At 70.0% G+C, this 14345-nt stretch carries 16 protein-coding genes; 11 read left to right on the top strand and 5 right to left on the bottom strand.

All coding sequences use genetic code 11. The features are described 5' to 3' along the window. The first annotated feature begins 69 nt into the window (after positions 1-69). Positions 70-540, top strand: coding sequence for an RT0821/Lpp0805 family surface protein (locus E9232_RS23295; RefSeq protein ID WP_309798011.1), 471 nt, complete (start codon positions 70-72; stop codon positions 538-540). 42 nt (positions 541-582) lie between these two features. Here E9232_RS23295 and E9232_RS23290 read toward each other — a convergent pair whose 3' ends face one another. Next, positions 583-1950, bottom strand: a complete 1368-nt coding sequence (locus E9232_RS23290; RefSeq protein ID WP_309798010.1) for a YihY family inner membrane protein — start codon at positions 1948-1950, stop codon at positions 583-585. Positions 1951-2062: 112 nt separating this feature from the next. Between E9232_RS23290 and fabI the strand changes: the two genes are divergently transcribed. The 4 genes from fabI to E9232_RS35860 all read left to right on the top strand — a co-directional run bounded on the left by fabI (position 2063) and on the right by E9232_RS35860 (position 4916). Beyond that, positions 2063-2914 (top strand): enoyl-ACP reductase FabI, encoded by an 852-nt coding sequence (gene fabI / locus E9232_RS23285; protein ID WP_309798008.1) that lies wholly within the window; start codon positions 2063-2065, stop codon positions 2912-2914. Next, complete coding sequence (locus tag E9232_RS23280) at positions 2911-3405, top strand: GNAT family N-acetyltransferase (protein WP_309798006.1); 495 nt, start codon at positions 2911-2913, stop codon at positions 3403-3405. The genes fabI and E9232_RS23280 overlap by 4 nt, the downstream gene beginning before the upstream one ends. Positions 3406-3423: 18 nt before the next feature. Next, on the top strand, positions 3424-4500 hold the full coding sequence (gene aroC, locus E9232_RS23275) for a chorismate synthase (protein WP_309798003.1): 1077 nt from the start codon (positions 3424-3426) through the stop codon (positions 4498-4500). 176 nt (positions 4501-4676) lie between these two features. After that, positions 4677-4916, top strand: coding sequence for a FitA-like ribbon-helix-helix domain-containing protein (locus E9232_RS35860; protein ID WP_374710648.1), 240 nt, complete (start codon positions 4677-4679; stop codon positions 4914-4916). Between the two features lie 23 nt (positions 4917-4939). Here the strand turns inward: E9232_RS35860 and E9232_RS23270 are convergent, their stop codons facing one another. After that, entirely contained in the window at positions 4940-5176 is a 237-nt protein-coding gene (locus E9232_RS23270; RefSeq protein ID WP_309798001.1) for a hypothetical protein, read from the bottom strand. A gap of 329 nt (positions 5177-5505) precedes the next feature. Here E9232_RS23270 and E9232_RS23265 point away from each other — a divergent pair, with 329 nt between their 5' ends. Together E9232_RS23265 and E9232_RS23260 are read left to right on the top strand one after the other, a co-directional pair. Further along, positions 5506-6564, top strand: a complete 1059-nt coding sequence (locus E9232_RS23265; RefSeq protein ID WP_309797999.1) for a trypsin-like peptidase domain-containing protein — start codon at positions 5506-5508, stop codon at positions 6562-6564. A gap of 173 nt (positions 6565-6737) precedes the next feature. Further along, the gene (locus E9232_RS23260) at positions 6738-7526 is read left to right on the top strand and encodes a phosphodiesterase (RefSeq protein ID WP_309797997.1); all 789 of its coding nucleotides are present in this window, start codon (positions 6738-6740) and stop codon (positions 7524-7526) included. 4 nt (positions 7527-7530) lie between these two features. On the opposite strand, the gene E9232_RS23255 is transcribed toward E9232_RS23260, so the two are convergent. Next, complete coding sequence (locus E9232_RS23255; RefSeq protein ID WP_309797995.1) at positions 7531-8562, bottom strand: LacI family DNA-binding transcriptional regulator; 1032 nt, start codon at positions 8560-8562, stop codon at positions 7531-7533. Between the two features lie 258 nt (positions 8563-8820). On the opposite strand from E9232_RS23255, the gene E9232_RS23250 reads away from it, so the two are divergent. The 4 genes from E9232_RS23250 to E9232_RS23235 all read left to right on the top strand — a co-directional run bounded on the left by E9232_RS23250 (position 8821) and on the right by E9232_RS23235 (position 12838). After that, positions 8821-10086, top strand: a complete 1266-nt coding sequence (locus E9232_RS23250; RefSeq protein WP_309797991.1) for an ABC transporter substrate-binding protein — start codon at positions 8821-8823, stop codon at positions 10084-10086. 93 nt (positions 10087-10179) lie between these two features. Continuing rightward, the gene (locus E9232_RS23245) at positions 10180-11049 is read left to right on the top strand and encodes a carbohydrate ABC transporter permease (protein ID WP_309797989.1); all 870 of its coding nucleotides are present in this window, start codon (positions 10180-10182) and stop codon (positions 11047-11049) included. Next, positions 11046-11852: a carbohydrate ABC transporter permease gene (locus E9232_RS23240; protein WP_309797987.1), complete on the top strand. Its 807-nt coding sequence runs from the start codon at positions 11046-11048 to the stop codon at positions 11850-11852. The genes E9232_RS23245 and E9232_RS23240 overlap by 4 nt, the downstream gene beginning before the upstream one ends. Positions 11853-11941: 89 nt before the next feature. Beyond that, positions 11942-12838, top strand: a complete 897-nt coding sequence (locus tag E9232_RS23235; protein ID WP_309797984.1) for a bifunctional 5,10-methylenetetrahydrofolate dehydrogenase/5,10-methenyltetrahydrofolate cyclohydrolase — start codon at positions 11942-11944, stop codon at positions 12836-12838. Between the two features lie 21 nt (positions 12839-12859). Here E9232_RS23235 and E9232_RS23230 read toward each other — a convergent pair whose 3' ends face one another. Both E9232_RS23230 and E9232_RS23225 read right to left on the bottom strand, forming a co-directional pair. After that, on the bottom strand, positions 12860-13465 hold the full coding sequence (locus tag E9232_RS23230; protein WP_309797983.1) for a LysE family translocator: 606 nt from the start codon (positions 13463-13465) through the stop codon (positions 12860-12862). A 185-nt stretch (positions 13466-13650) separates the two neighbouring features. After that, positions 13651-14307, bottom strand: a complete 657-nt coding sequence (locus E9232_RS23225; protein ID WP_309797981.1) for a hypothetical protein — start codon at positions 14305-14307, stop codon at positions 13651-13653. Between the last annotated feature and the right edge of the window lie 38 nt (positions 14308-14345).

The raw sequence follows: 14345 nt of genomic DNA, 5'->3' as shown, positions 1-14345 counted from the left end.
GCCGTGAAGTCCATGGCGCGCAGGACAGGTCCGATGCCCGCCACGGGCATCGCAGGAGGATCCGAAGTGATGAAGAAGTTCACCATCGTCGCCGCGCTGGTCGGCGCCGTCGCACTGGCCGGTTGCCAGGACTTCGGCCCGAAGCAGGGCGCCGGTACCCTGATCGGTGCCGCCGGCGGTGGCCTGCTGGGCTCGCAGTTCGGCAGCGGCGGCGGCAAGCTGGCCGCGACGGCCGCTGGCGTGCTGATCGGCGCCTGGCTCGGCAATTCGGTCGGCTCCTCGCTCGACCGGTCCGACCAGCTCTATGCCGAGCGGACCTACAACCAGGCCTTCGAGGGCACCCGCAGCGGCACCGAAAGCTCCTGGCGCAACCCGGATTCGGGGAACTACGGCACCGTCACCCCAACCCGCACCTACCAGAACGCCGGGCGCGACTGCCGCGAATTCACCCAGACCATCTACATCCAGGGCCGGGCCCAGACCGGCACCGGCACCGCCTGCCGCAACGGCGACGGCACCTGGGCGATCGTCAACGGCTGACGGCGATCATCCCGACGATTTGACGAAGGCCCGCCGTGTCCGTCACGGCGGGCCTTCCGCATTCGGGGGCGCGCGATGCAGCGCGATCGGCGGGTCGGGCCGCCGGCCGGGCAGCCGGTCGGCCGGCGGCGGCTCGTCGACCAGCACCGCCGCCAGCGGCGTGTCCAGGCTGTCCTGATGGGATTCCTCGGCGGCGTGGATCCGGTCGGCCAGCGCCTGCAGCCATGGTCCCTCCAGCCCCGGCACTTCACCGATCTTGCCGCGCATGCCGATGCCCAGGCCTCGCATCAGGTCGGCCAGGGTGGTGACCCGCAGGTCGCGCGACACCAGCCAGGTGTCCGAGGCCGAGCGTTCGACGAAGCGGGCGCGGCGCAGCTGTTCCAGCATGCCGTCGAGGGCGGAGATGCCGACCGGCACCCGCTCGACCAGCGTGCGGCGGTGCAGCCCGACGCCCAGCCGGCTGGCCGCCGCCAGCTCGCGCAGCATGGCGACGGCGATGGTCAGGCGCGGCCCCGGCAGCAGGGCGTCGATCTCGGCGCCCAGCAGGCGGCCGGAGCGCCAGTCGGGCAGGGCGGCGGCGATCACCGCGCCGATCAGCACGATCGACCAGGCGAGGTACAGCCACAGCAGGAAGATCGGGATCGTCGCCAGCGCGCCGTAGATCGTCTCATAGGCCGGGAAGGCGCGCAGGTACCAGGCGAACAGCCGCTTCGACAGGTCGAACAGCACCGCCGCGATCAGCCCGCCGATCACCGCATCGACCCAGCGCACCGACCGGTTGGGGATCAGCTGGTACAAGAGCGAGAAGCCGATGAACTGCAGCATCAGCGGCACGAAGCCGATGAACGGCGCCCACAGCTCCTGCCCGCCGCCGCCATAGGTGCCGAAGAAGGTGATGGTGAAGGAGAAGCTGGCGACGACCAGGATCGGCGTCAGCGTTAGGATCGCCCAGAAGGTGACGATCCGCACCGCCCAGGCCCGCTGCTCCTTGACCCGCCAGATGCCGTTGAAGGCGTCCTCGATGGTGGCCAGCAGCAGCACCGAGCTGACCACCAGCCCGACGATCGAGATCGCGGTCAGCCGCCCGGTGTTCTGACTGAAGCCTTCGAGATAGTTCAGCACGGTGTGCCCGACCTCGGGCACCAGCATCTCGACCAGCCAGTTCTGGGCGGCGCCCTTGATCAGCCCGAAGGCGGGAAAGGCGGACAGGATCGAGAAGGCGATGGTGGCGATCGGCACCATCGCCAGCAGCGAGGAATAGGTCAGGGCCGACGCCGCCTGCGCCCCGCGGTCGTTCCAGAAGCGCAGCCCGGCATAGCGGGCGAAAGTATAAACGGCCCGGGCGAAGCCGGCGATGCCGGGCCCGACCCGCCAGCTGCTGTCTTGCCGTTCTCCCGGTCCCGATGTCATCGATCAGCCCACATTTGACCCGCTAGGGCGTTCGTGTACGATCCGCGCGACTTTAATCGAGGACCCGCGGCGCGCCCCGTTCGGGTTTCCTGACCCAGACTGAGGCTCAGCAATGACGGTCCCCTCTCCGCTCCTTCAAGGCAAGCGCGGCTTGATCATGGGCGTCGCCAACGACCGCTCGATCGCCTGGGGCATCGCCTCCGCCTGCGCCGCCCATGGTGCGGAACTCGCTTTCACCTACCAAGGTGACGCCCTGCACAAGCGTGTCAAGCCGCTCGCCGAAAGCGTCGGCTCCAAGCACGTCCTGCCTTGCGACGTCACCGACCAGGCCAGCATCGACAGCGTGTTCGAGACGCTGGGCGAAGCCTGGGGCGAACTCGACTTCCTGGTGCACGGCATCGCCTTCTCGGACAAGAACGAACTCGACGGCCTCTACCTCAACACGTCGCGGGACAACTTCCTGCGCACCATGGACATCTCCTGCTACAGCTTCACCGCCGTGGCCCAGCGCGCCGTGCCGCTGATGAAGAACGGCGGCAGCCTGCTGACCCTGACCTATTACGGGGCCGAGCGGGTGATGCCGCACTACAACGTCATGGGCGTGGCCAAGGCGGCGCTCGAGGCCAGCGTGCGCTACCTCGCGGTCGATGTCGGCGGCAAGGGCATCCGGGTCAACGCCATCTCGGCCGGCCCGATCAAGACCCTGGCGGCCAGCGGCATCGGCGACTTCCGCTACATCCTGAAGTGGAACGAGCTGAACGCGCCCCTGAAGCGCAACGTCACCATCGAGCAGGTCGGCGGCGCCGGGCTGTACCTCCTCTCCGATCTCGGCTCCGGCGTGACCGGCGAGGTCCACCACGTCGACAGCGGCTACCACACCGTCGGCATGGTCGCGGTCGACAACGCCGCGGCGACGGCGGAGCTGCTGCAGGGCCTGGCGCCGAAGCCGCCGTCGGGGTCGTGACCCGGGTCGCGGTCCGGCTGGCCGGCGACTCCGACCGGGCGGCGCTGATCGCCCTGTTCCAGGAGCTCGACCGCTTCTACGCCAAGGACCGGCCGGTGGCCCCCGCGGCGGTGACGGCGGAGCGGATCGAGCGGCACCTGTTCGGCGACCATCCGACCGAGATCGCGCTGGCCGAGGTCGACGGCGCGCCGGTCGGCCTCGCCAGTTTCGGCATGCTGTTCCCGGGGCCGGGCCTGAGCGGCCATCTGCAGCTGAAGGACCTGTTCGTGCGCGACGGCGCGCGCGGGCTGGGCGCCGGCGAGGCGCTGATCCGCTTCCTGGCGCGGCTGGCGCAGGAGCGCGGCGGCAGCCGGCTCGACTGGACCACCGAAACCTGGAACGAAGGGGCGCAGCGCCTCTACGACCGGCTTGGGGCGGCGCGACAGCCGCAGAAGGTCTATTATCGGCTGGAGGGCGACGCCTTCCAGCGATTGGCGAAAGCGGACAGCTAGTCCGGACGGGACGAGATCATGGCCGGCAACAGCTTCGGAACCCTGTTCCGCTTCACCACCTGGGGCGAAAGCCACGGGCCCGCCATCGGCGCGGTGGTCGACGGCGTGCCGCCGCGGATTCCCCTTGATGAGGCCGACATCCAGCCCTGGATGGACAAGCGCAAGCCCGGCCAGTCGCGCTTCGTCACCCAGCGGCGCGAGGCCGACGAGGTCAAGATCCTGTCCGGCGTCTATGAGGGCCAGACCACCGGCACCCCGATCTCGCTGCTGATCGAGAACACCGACCAGCGCAGCAAGGACTATTCCGACATCGCGGCCAAGTTCCGGCCCGGCCATGCCGACTACACCTATTGGAAGAAATACGGCATCCGCGACCCGCGCGGCGGCGGCCGGTCCAGCGCGCGCGAGACCGCCTGCCGGGTCGCGGCCGGCGCCGTCGCCCGCAAGATCCTGGCCGGGGTGACGGTGCGCGGTGCCCTGGTGCAGATCGGCCCGCACGCGATCGACCGCGGCCGCTGGGACTGGGACGAGGTCGACCGCAACCCGTTCTTCTGCCCCGACGCCGAGACCGCTTCGCGGTGGGAGGAGTATCTCGACGGCGTGCGCAAGGCCGGCTCCTCGACCGGCGCCATCGTCGAGGTGGTGGCCGAAGGCGTGCCGGCGGGCTGGGGCGACCCGATCTACGACAAGCTCGACAGCGACCTCGCCCGGGCGATGATGACGATCAATGCGGTCAAGGGGGTCGAAATCGGCGCCGGCTTCGGCGCCGCGGCGCTGTCGGGCGAGGAGAACGCCGACGAGATGCTGATGGGCAATGACGGTACGGTGCGCTTCACCGCCAACCATGCCGGCGGCATTCTCGGCGGCATCTCGACCGGCCAGCCGGTGGTGGTGCGCTTCGCGGTCAAGCCGACCAGCTCGATCCTGACGCCGCGGCGGACCGTGGACATTGAGGGCCACAACACCGAGATCCTGACCAAGGGCCGGCACGACCCCTGCGTCGGCATCCGCGCCGTGCCGGTGGGCGAGGCGATGATGGCCTGCGTCCTGGCCGACCACCTGCTGCGCCAGCGCGCCATCGAACCCTGGGATTGAGGCGGGCGCCCTGCTTCCCTGAACGTCATTCCCGCGAAAGCGGGAAGCTCTCACCGGTCAGAGCGCGACGAGATCCCCGCTTCCGCGGGGATGACGACCATGGGGATTGTGGCGAAGGCCGGGCTGCGGGAGAGTTCGATCCGGACGATTGATCCCAGGAGTGTTCGGTCACGAGCATCACAATCCGCCAGCTTGACGAGCAGCTGCAGTTTCGTCTTCGCCGACGCGCCGCCCGCAACGGTCGGTCGGTCGAGGAGGAGGTGCTGGAGATTCTTCGAACCACCCTGTCGAGGGATCCCGGGCCGGAGATAAATCTGGCTGACGCGATCCGGCGGCGATTCAAGCGGCTTGGCGGTACTGATCTGCCAGACGGGCCGAGGGAAGCGATGCGCGAGCCGTTCCGCTCCGATGATTGACGTGCCCCTAAGCCCGCCCCGCCTCAGCGGCGGCGGACGGCGCTGCGGGTGTGGATGTCGAAGACCGAGAACGCCTGGTCGGCATAGGCGCGCGTCCCGCTCTCGGTCGCCGTCGCGGCATCGCTGAAGAAGCACATCACCTTGCCCCGGCGCACCAGGGCGTAGGGCGCAACCGCGGCCGAACCGAAATCCGACAAAAATTTCGTCAAAGCCTCGGCATCCGCGCCGCCGGGGTGAATCTGCTGCATCTGCTCGGTCATTGGTCCTCCAGGATCGACTGGCTGCGCGGTGATCCGGCGCGCCTGATTCGCGCCGGGCCGGGCGGCGTACCGCAGCCGCAATCGTCGGACTATAGACGGGTGCGGCGGGCAATGGGAGAGTCCCGGAGGGGGAGGCCGGCCTGCGGCCGTAAAACCCTTGCCCGCGGGCCGGGCTTGCGGTCACCCTCGCAGCGGGATGCCAAGGCTTCCGGTTCCTATGGCGGTGAACTTTCACCGCTCTCGGGGGTTCGGTGGACGGAGTGAACCCAGATCTGGACGCTTGGCGCAAACCGGCGCACATCTCCAGGGGATCGGAAGGAGAACAAACAATGCGCCGCGTCAGATCGCTGCTGATCGTTCCCGTGCTGCTGGCGTTGGCGGCGTGCAACACCGCCGGCTCGGGCAGCCCCATCGGGGGCGCCCTGCCGCTGTCGCTGAATCCGCTGCTGGTGAAGGTCATGCCGGCGGTGATCAACATCCAGGTCCGTGGCAGCGTCCGCCCCAATGCGGAGATGCTGCGCGACCCCGACATGCGGCGCTATTTCGGCGGCGAGAAGGAGAAGTCGTTCCGCAGCGTCGGCTCCGGCGTCATCGTCGACGCCGCCAAGGGCCTGGTCGTCACCAGCGCCCATGTGGTCGAGGACGCCACCGAGATCGGCGTGACCCTGGGCGACGGCAGCGAAGTACCGGCCCAGGTGGTCGGCTCCGCGCCCGACATCGACATCGCGGTGTTGCGCATCCCGGCCCGGGGGCTGACCCAGCTGCCGGTCGACGACAGCTACGCGCCCAAGGTCGGCGATTTCGTGGTCGCGATCGGCAACCCCTTCGGCCTCGGCCAGACCGCCTCGCTCGGCATCATCAGCGCCACGGGCAGAAGCGGCCTCGGCATCGAGGGCTATGAGGACTTCATCCAGACCGATGCGGCGATCAACCCCGGCAGCTCCGGCGGCGCGCTGATCAACCTCGAAGGGCGGCTGGTCGGCATCAACACCGCGATCCTCAGCCCCTCCGGCGCCAATGCCGGCATCGGCTTCGCCATCCCGATGCACATGGTGAAGAACTCGATCGACCAGATCACCCAGTTCGGCTCGGTGTCGCGCGCCCGGCTCGGCGTCGCGATCGAGGACCTGACCGCGGCCAAGGCGGCGTCGCGCGGCATCGGGGTGACCCGCGGCGCGCTGGTCACCGGCATCGTCCCCGGCACCGTCGCGGCCTCGGCCGGGCTCAAGGTCGGCGATGTGGTGACGGCGCTGGACGGGCATCCGATCGACGGCGCCACCGCGCTGCGCAACGCGGTCGGCCTGATGCGGCCGCAGACCTCGGTGACGCTGACGGTGGTCCGCGGCAAGGACACGCTCAGCGTGCCGGTGGCGCTCGGCGGGCAATAGCGCCCGTCCTCTCCCCGGGGGCGGCCGACGGGCCGCCCCTCATCTGGCGCTGGCGCCCGGCCTCGCCGCCGTTGTAACGGTGCTGGGCGTCGACCTCTGGGCGACGGCCTGCGACCGGGCCGATCCCCGCCTCACCCCCGGCGCCAGGTTTGGTTGGAGAGATCATAGAGATCATGCTGATCGCCCAGATCACCGACACCCATGTGACGACGCCCGAGGTCGCGGTCGAGACCGGGGTCGACGCCATCGGTGCGCTGCGCCGCTGCGTCGAGCATCTCTCCAGCCTGTCGCCGCGGCCCGATTTGCTGCTCGTCACCGGCGACCTGGTCGATCGCGGCGATCTCGATTCCTACCGCCTGTTCCAGAAGGCGCTGGCGCCGCTGGGCCTGCCGATGCTGGCGATCCCGGGCAACCATGATTCGCGCGAGGTGATGCGCGACGCCTTCGTCGGCCATGCCGGCATCGGCACCGACGGGCCGTTCCTCAACATCGCCGGCGAGACCGGCGGGCTGCGGCTGATCGGCCTCGACACCACCATCCCCGGCCGGATCGAGGGCGTGCTGTGCGAGGACCGGCTGGCCTGGCTCGACGCCCGGCTGTCGGAGGCGCCGCAGCAGCCGGCGCTGGTGTTCATGCACCACCCGCCCTTCGAGACCGGGCTGACCCGGATGGATGGCTGGCGCTGCGGCAACCCGGAAGGGCTGGCGCCGATCCTGGCCCGCCACCGCCAAGTGGTGCATCTGCTGTGCGGCCATGTCCACCGCGCCGTCGACACCACCTTCGCCGGCATCCCGGCCTCGATCGGCCCCAGCCCGTCGCATGCGGTCGGGTTCAACCTCGAGCCGGGGGCCGAACTGGTGGTCGGCATCGAGCCGCCGATGATCCGGCTGCTGTACTGGACCGGCAGCCGCCTGATTTCGCATCTCTCGCCGATCGACGGCGTGCAGCGCCGGGTGGGCTGACGTCTCAGCCGGCCGGGCCGACCGTCGCCCGCTTGACCAGCGCCACCGGCACGGCCTCGATCGTGGCCGGGCGGCCGGGGGTCTCGGCGCGCTCCAGCATCAGCGCCACCGCCCGGGCGGCGACGCCGCCGGCATCCTGGCGGATGGTGGTCAGGCGGTAGGGCGCCAGCCCGGCCGGGGGCACGTCGTCGAAACCGATGATCGAGAAGTCGCGCGGCGCAATGCGGCCGGCCGCGCGCGCCCCGTCCAGGAAGCCGCAGGCCAGCACGTCGCTGGCGCAGAACAAACCGTCCAGCGGCTGCGCCCAGGCCCCGGCGGCGGCCGCGGCCCCGGCCTCGTGGTCGGGCCCGGCCGCGGTGATCGGGCGGAAGGTGGCGCGGCCGGCGGCCAGGGCCGGCGCCAGCGCGGCGACGAAGGCGGCGCTGCGGGCCAGGCCGCTATAGGTGCCGCCCTCGACCCCGAGGAACCCCAGGTGGCGGCAGCCGGCGGCCAGCAGCGATTCGGCCGCCAGCCGGCCGCCGGTGGCGTTGTCCGACAGCACCGCGTCGACGCCGTCGATCGCCACCGCCCGGTTGATCGCCACCACCGGGATGCCCAGCCGGGCGCATTGCTCCGCCAGCGCGATCGGCGGCGCGCCGGAGGTCACCAGCACCCCGGTGACGCGGTACTGCAGGAAGCGGGCGATGGTGCGGTCCAGCGCCGCCTCGTCGCCGATCTCGCTGACCAGGGACTGCAGGCCGCGGGCGTCGATCTCGCGCAGCAGCGCCTCGAACAGGCTGGCGCGGTAGGGGTCGGTGGCGCCGCGCACCACGATGCCGACCAGGTCGGACCGCTGCCGGTTCATGCCGCGGCCCAGCATGTTGACCTGGTAGCCCAGTTCCGCCGCCGCCTCCAGCACCCGGTCGCGCGTCTCCGCCGCCACCCGGGCCTGGCCCGACATGATGCGCGAGACCGTGGCGCGCGACACGCCGGCCTGCTCCGCCACCGCCTGCGCCGTCACCGGCCGCCCTGTCCTGTCCTGCCGTCGCCGTGCCATGCTCGCTCCGTTTCGGGAAATATAGCGCACACGTGTTCACGAAGACGAGGGTGCTTGGAGGGGCCGACAGACCGTTTCCGGCATTGTCACGGGACCGTCACCAAACATTCATTTCCTTGAAAACGTGCGGGTCCCCGAGCCATGATAGACAAGCTGCCGGAGAGCGGCGCGGCCGGACGTCGGGAATGGGCAGTTATGAACACGTGTTCACGCTTCCATCGGCGCCGTCGACCATCCTGCGGACTGGGAGGGATTGTGATGACAGGGACGAAGTTGATCAGCCGCGCCGCGCTGCGCGCGGCCAAACGTCAAGTGGCCGGCCTGGCGGGCATTGCCGCGCTGCTGCTGGCGGGCGGTGTGGCGAACGCGGACGAGCTGGTGATCGCCGGCCGCGACGGCGTCTACGGCGATGCGCTGACCTATGCGATCGACGCCTATAAGAAGGTGTCGCCGGACACCGAGGTCGAGCTGCTGAAGCTGCCCTATGCCAGCCTGTACGAGAAGCTGGTGGTGTCGCTGCGCGGCGGTGCCGACGCCTATGACGTGATCGTCGCCGACGACACCTGGATGCCGGAATTCACCGCCAATGGCTGGCTGAAGCCGGTCACCGCCGACCTGTCGGGCGTGATCCCCAGCCTGACCGCCCTGTCCAAGGGCAATGACGGGCAGGTCGTGGCCCTGCCCTTCGCCGGCAATGTCGAGATGTTCGCCTACCGCACCGACCTGTTCCAGGCGGCCGGCCTGGCCGCGCCGAAGAGCTGGAGCGACGTGGTCAAGGCGGCCGAGCTGCTGAAGGCCAAGGACCCGAATGTCGCCGGCGTGGTGTTCCGCGGCACCAAGGGCAACCCGATCGTCACCGGCTTCCTGCCGATCTTTTGGGCCCATGGCGGCGAGATCATCGACGGCTCGGGCAAGGCGGCGCTGGCGTCGCCGGCCGGGGTCAAGGCGCTGCAGCAGTTCCTGTCGCTGAAGGCCTATGCCCCGACCGGGGTCGAGACCTACAACGCCACCGAGGTGCGCGACGCGCTGCAGCAGGGCCGCGCCGCGATGGCGATCGAGGTCTGGCCGGCCTGGGTGCCGTCGCTGGACGATGCCGACAAGTCCAAGGTGGTCGGCAAGGTCGCGATCGGCCCGGCCCCGGGCGAGACCAAGGGCCCGGCGCCGATGCTGGGCATCTGGCAGGTGGGGGTGCCGTCGGGCGCGCCGAATGCCGCGGGCGCCCAGAAGTTCCTGGCCTTCCTGAACGGCGCCGACATGCAGAAGGAGCTGGCCCTGCGCTTCGGCCTGCCGCCGACGCTGACCGCGCTCTACGCCGACAAGGACCTGGTCGCCAAGTACCGCTGGTACCCGGACCAGCTGAAGGCGCTCGAGGTCGGGGTGTCGCGGCCGCGGATCAAGCAGTGGCCGCAGGTCGAATCGATCCTCGGCGACTACCTGCAGCTCGCCCTGGTCGGCCAGGTCACCCCCGAGGAGGCCCTGAAGAAGGCCTCGGCCGACATCGACGTGGCGCTGGCGAAGAAGTAACGGCGGTCTGCTCTCTCCGGCCTCCCCCTCCCCCTGCGGGAGGGGGTAGAGGGAGGGGGAGGATCTAAAGCGCGCAGGACCGTACAGAACCCCATGCTCTTCACCGATCGCCGGCAGCTCGTCCTGCTCCTGCTTCCCGCCGCGTTGCTGCTGGTCGTGTTCGCGCTCGCGCCCGTGGTGCAGGTCGCGATCTACTCCTTCCAGGACATCGACTACGCGGCCGACACCTCGCGCTGGGTCGGCCTCGAAAACTACATCACCCTGTTCGGCGACTGGTTCTTCCGGGTCGACATCGGCAACACGGTCCGGTTCGCGGTGGTGGCCTCGCTGGTCCAGGTCGGGCTCGGCACCACCCTGGCGCTGCTGCTGAACCGCGAATTCCGCGGCCGCGGCGCGGTGCTGTCGGTGGTGGTCTACCCGATGATGCTGTCGACCCTGGTGTGCTCGGCGATCTGGCGGTCCTGGTTCCACTACGACGTCGGCATCCTCAACGGCGCGCTGACCTGGCTGCACCTGCCGCCGGTGGCCTGGCTGTCCGACCCCGCCATCGCGCTGTGGTCGGTGATGCTGGTCGATAGCTGGCAGTGGACGCCGATGACGACGCTGATCGTCCTGGCCGGGCTGCAGTCGATCCCGCCCGAGGTGGTCGAGGCGGCGCGCACCGACGGCGCCCGCGGCTGGGTGCTCTTGACCCGGATCGTGCTGCCGCTGGTGCGCGGCCAGATCTTCCTGGCCCTGCTGCTGCGCCTGATCGACACCTTCAAGCTGTTCGACAAGGTCTATGCCCTGACCGGCGGCGGCCCCGGCAACGCTACCGAGACGATGTCGATGTATGTCTACCAGAAGGGCTTCAAGTTCTTCGATGTCGGCCTCGCCGCCGCCGCCTCGGTGGTGATGATGGCGATCGCCTGCGCGCTGTGCGCCGTCTATGCCGCCCAGGCGATGCGGGGCTCGTCCAAGTGATCCGCCGCACCCTGCCCTATCTCGGCATCGCCCTGTTCGTGCTGGTCTTCGCCCTGCCGGTGATCTGGATGGTCGGCGCCGCCTTCGAGGATTCGGCCCGTGCCGGCCGCGGCTTTTTTCCGACGGCGCCGACCCTCGACAACATCCGGGCGGTGCTCGACGACGGCTTCCTCATCCGGCTGAAGAACACCGCCATCGTCGCCTTCGGCGCCACCCTGCTGTCGCTGTTCGCCGGCTTCCTCGCCGCCTACGCGCTGGCCCGGTACCGCTTTCCGAAGCGGCTCGACGTGCTGTTCCTGCTGCTGGTGCTGGTGGTCAAGCTGATGCCGCCGATCGTGGTGGCGCTGCCGCTGCATCAGCTGCTGCTCGATCTCGGCCTGCTCGGCACCCTGTCCGGGCTGGTGCTGGTGTACCAGCTCTACACCCTGCCCTTCTGCCTGTGGATGCTGCTCGGCTTCGTGCGTGAGGTGCCGGTGGAGATCGAGGCCGCGGCGGCGATCGACGGCGCCGGCCTGCTGCGCCGGCTGTGGCACATCGTGCTGCCGTTGGCCCTGCCCGGGCTGGTGGCGACGCTGATCTTCGCCCTGATCCTGTGCTGGAACGAGTTCCTGTTCGCGCTCCTGTACCTGCAGCGCCCCAGCCGCTTCACCCTGCCGCTCTACGTCGCCACCTTCATCACCGAGGACGGCACGCTGTGGGGCCGGCTGATGGCGATCGGCCTCCTGTCCTCGCTGCCGGTGCTGCTGGTCGCGGGCTACATCCAGAAGCACCTGCTGCGCGGCTTCGCCCACCAGGCGAAATAAGCAGCAAGGGTGCCATCCGCGACCGTGGGTTGACGCTGCCACGCGACCGGGCCACAAGCCGCGCATTCCGGGATGCGGTGGAGCGGACCATGGGCGAGCGGGACCTGACCGGGCGGGCGGTGGCGGACGGCATCCTGGCCGAGGTGGCGGCCGAGGTGCAGGCGCTGGGCGAGGCGCATTGGCCGCCGAAGCTGGTGTCGATCACCGTCGGCGACGAAAGCGCGGTCGACGTCTATGTCCGCAACCAGCGCCGCACCGCCGAGAGCGTCGGCATCGCCTTCGAGACCCGGCGCCTGCCGGAGCGGATCACCCAGGAGGAGCTGCGGGCCGCCATCGCCGCGCTCAATGTCGACCCCCAGGTCAGCGGCATCATCCTGCAGCGCCCGGTGCCCAAGCACATCTCGATCAAGGCGATGCAGACGACGATCCATCCGCTGAAGGACGTCGAGGGCATGAACCCGGCCTCGATCGGCAACATCGTCTACAACGAGCTGGAGCTGGCGCCCTGCACCGCCCTGGCCGCGGTCGAGATGCTGAAGCGCACCGGCCTGCAGCTGCAAGGCCTGGAGGCGGTGGTGATCGGCCATTCCGAGATCGTCGGCAAGCCGATTGCCTTCCTGCTGCTGTCCGAGGGCGCTACGGTCACGGTCTGCCACCACATGACCCGGTCGCTGGCGGTGCATTCGCGCCGGGCCGATGCGGTGTTCGTCGCCGTGGGCAAGCCCAAGCTGGTGACCGGCGACATGATCAAGCCGGGCGCCGCGGTGATCGATATCGGCATCAACGAGGTGATCGACGACGAGGGCAAGAGCCGGGTGGTCGGCGATGTCGACTATGACAGCGTGGCCCCGGTGGCCGGCTGGATCACCCCGGTGCCGGGCGGCGTCGGGCCGGTGACGGTGGCGGTGCTGATGCGCAACACCGTGGTCGCCACCCGCCGCCAGAAGGCGCATTACGAGGCAAGGCTCGGCGCTTCGACCTTCTGACGAAGGCCCCCGGGGCCTTGCTTAGAGAACCGCGGCCAGCGCCGTGCCGGCGATGGTCGCCGCCATGGCGAGGTTGATCGCGCGTTCGGTCGACGGGCGTGGCTTCGCGCGTTCGATCGCGGCGCCCAGCCACAGCCACAGGATGTCGGCCACGATCATCACCACCACGCACAGCAGCCATTTCAGGGCGGCGTCGGCGGAGCTGTCGGAGCGGACGAGGGAGGCCGAGGCCATCAGCGAGGCGAAGGCGATGTAGGCCTTCGGGTTGGTGACGCCGAGCAGGAAGCCGCCGGCCGAGGTCGCGGCGACGGTCGCGGCCGCCGGGCCGCCGGCGCCGACCGGTGCGGTCGCGATCCGCCAGGCCAGGTAGAGCAGATAGGCCGTCGCGGCCACCATCATCGCGGTCACGGCGTAGGGCAGGGCCTGGATCGCCGAGAACAGCCCGGCGGCGCTGACCGCCGCGGCCACGGCCAAGCCGACCTGCAGCCCGCCGTAGAAGCGCAGGCCCCGGGCGAAGCCCTCGGCCTTGCCGACCGCCACCAGCGCCGCGATCCCTGGCCCGGGCGACCCCAGCAGCACGATCGCGGCCAATGAGAACAACCCCGCATCGATCAGGCTGACGGCCATGGCTTGCTCCTATATATAAATAGATCTTTATGTCCTTATGTTTTGGACTCGAGCGGATGTCAATGGGCCCGGGGCCGCTTCGCAACGACGGTTGGGGAAGGCGCAAGCGCCTCCGACCTCTCCCGTGAACGGGAGAGGTGACACCATCTTCGTAGGTTGGGTTCGCGGTTCGCGAACCCAACGGATCATCGGGTGGCGGGATGTTGGGTTCGCCCAAGGCGAACCCAACCTACGCATCTACCCCGTGTCCGGAGCCTTTCGCCTGCGGCCAGGGCGGCGCGAGGCTCTGGCGGATCCGCGGGCCGGTCGACAGGCGCGGGCTCCTCCTCCTTCGCCAGCAGGTCGTCGGCCTCGTCGAGCCAGCGCTGGACCTCCAGCGGCAACCCGTACATCCGGCACAGCTGCGCCACGGCGAGCTCCGCCGGCCAGCCATCGACCTTCTCCGCCAGCTCCGGCTCCTCCAGCCGCTCCAGCGTCTCGGCGCACCGGCGGTAGACCTCATCCGCGCTCTCGGCCGTCTCGCGGATCGCCGAGGCGATGGCCAGGCTCACCCGCCGCCGGTGCCAGTCCTTGACCGGCACCGCCGCCCCCGGCTCCTCGCGCGGCCGGGCCATCTTCTCTTCCAGCAGCAGGGTCAGCCGCAGCGACCGCGCGAGGACGGCCAGCCGGCCGCAATAGTCGACGCCCGGCTGCGACGCGCCCAGCGCCTCGGTGCGGGTCGCCTCCATCACCTCCATCTGGATCTCGGCCGCCCGGGCCAGCAGCCGCAGATGCCGAGCCGCCCGCTCCCCTTCAGGAGCGGCTGGGGCCTCTGGTGTCTGGGCGGTCTGCGTCTTGTTCATGGAACGTATCATGAACGTGCGCAGCGGCTAATACTACC

Origin of the sequence: Inquilinus ginsengisoli (assembly GCF_031453975.1) — a bacterium.
Lineage (GTDB): Bacteria > Pseudomonadota > Alphaproteobacteria > DSM-16000 > Inquilinaceae > Inquilinus > Inquilinus ginsengisoli_A.
The sequence above is the reverse complement of the archived record's forward strand: the minus strand, read 5'-3'. Positions and strand labels throughout refer to the sequence as shown.

Bases quoted from the DNA above. Each gene is read 5' to 3' on its own strand.
- fabI (WP_309798008.1), top strand. From the start codon at position 2,063: ATGACGGTCCCCTCTCCGCTCCTTCAAGGCAAGCGCGGCTTGATCATG.
- E9232_RS23255 (WP_309797995.1), bottom strand. From the start codon at position 8,562: ATGGCACGGCGACGGCAGGACAGGACAGGGCGGCCGGTGACGGCGCAG.
- aroC (WP_309798003.1), top strand. From the start codon at position 3,424: ATGGCCGGCAACAGCTTCGGAACCCTGTTCCGCTTCACCACCTGGGGC.
- E9232_RS23230 (WP_309797983.1), bottom strand. From the start codon at position 13,465: ATGGCCGTCAGCCTGATCGATGCGGGGTTGTTCTCATTGGCCGCGATC.
- E9232_RS23265 (WP_309797999.1), top strand. From the start codon at position 5,506: ATGCGCCGCGTCAGATCGCTGCTGATCGTTCCCGTGCTGCTGGCGTTG.
- E9232_RS23225 (WP_309797981.1), bottom strand. From the start codon at position 14,307: ATGAACAAGACGCAGACCGCCCAGACACCAGAGGCCCCAGCCGCTCCT.
- E9232_RS23260 (WP_309797997.1), top strand. From the start codon at position 6,738: ATGCTGATCGCCCAGATCACCGACACCCATGTGACGACGCCCGAGGTC.
- E9232_RS23245 (WP_309797989.1), top strand. From the start codon at position 10,180: ATGCTCTTCACCGATCGCCGGCAGCTCGTCCTGCTCCTGCTTCCCGCC.
- E9232_RS23290 (WP_309798010.1), bottom strand. From the start codon at position 1,950: ATGACATCGGGACCGGGAGAACGGCAAGACAGCAGCTGGCGGGTCGGG.
- E9232_RS23270 (WP_309798001.1), bottom strand. From the start codon at position 5,176: ATGACCGAGCAGATGCAGCAGATTCACCCCGGCGGCGCGGATGCCGAG.
- E9232_RS23235 (WP_309797984.1), top strand. From the start codon at position 11,942: ATGGGCGAGCGGGACCTGACCGGGCGGGCGGTGGCGGACGGCATCCTG.
- E9232_RS23250 (WP_309797991.1), top strand. From the start codon at position 8,821: ATGACAGGGACGAAGTTGATCAGCCGCGCCGCGCTGCGCGCGGCCAAA.
- E9232_RS23295 (WP_309798011.1), top strand. From the start codon at position 70: ATGAAGAAGTTCACCATCGTCGCCGCGCTGGTCGGCGCCGTCGCACTG.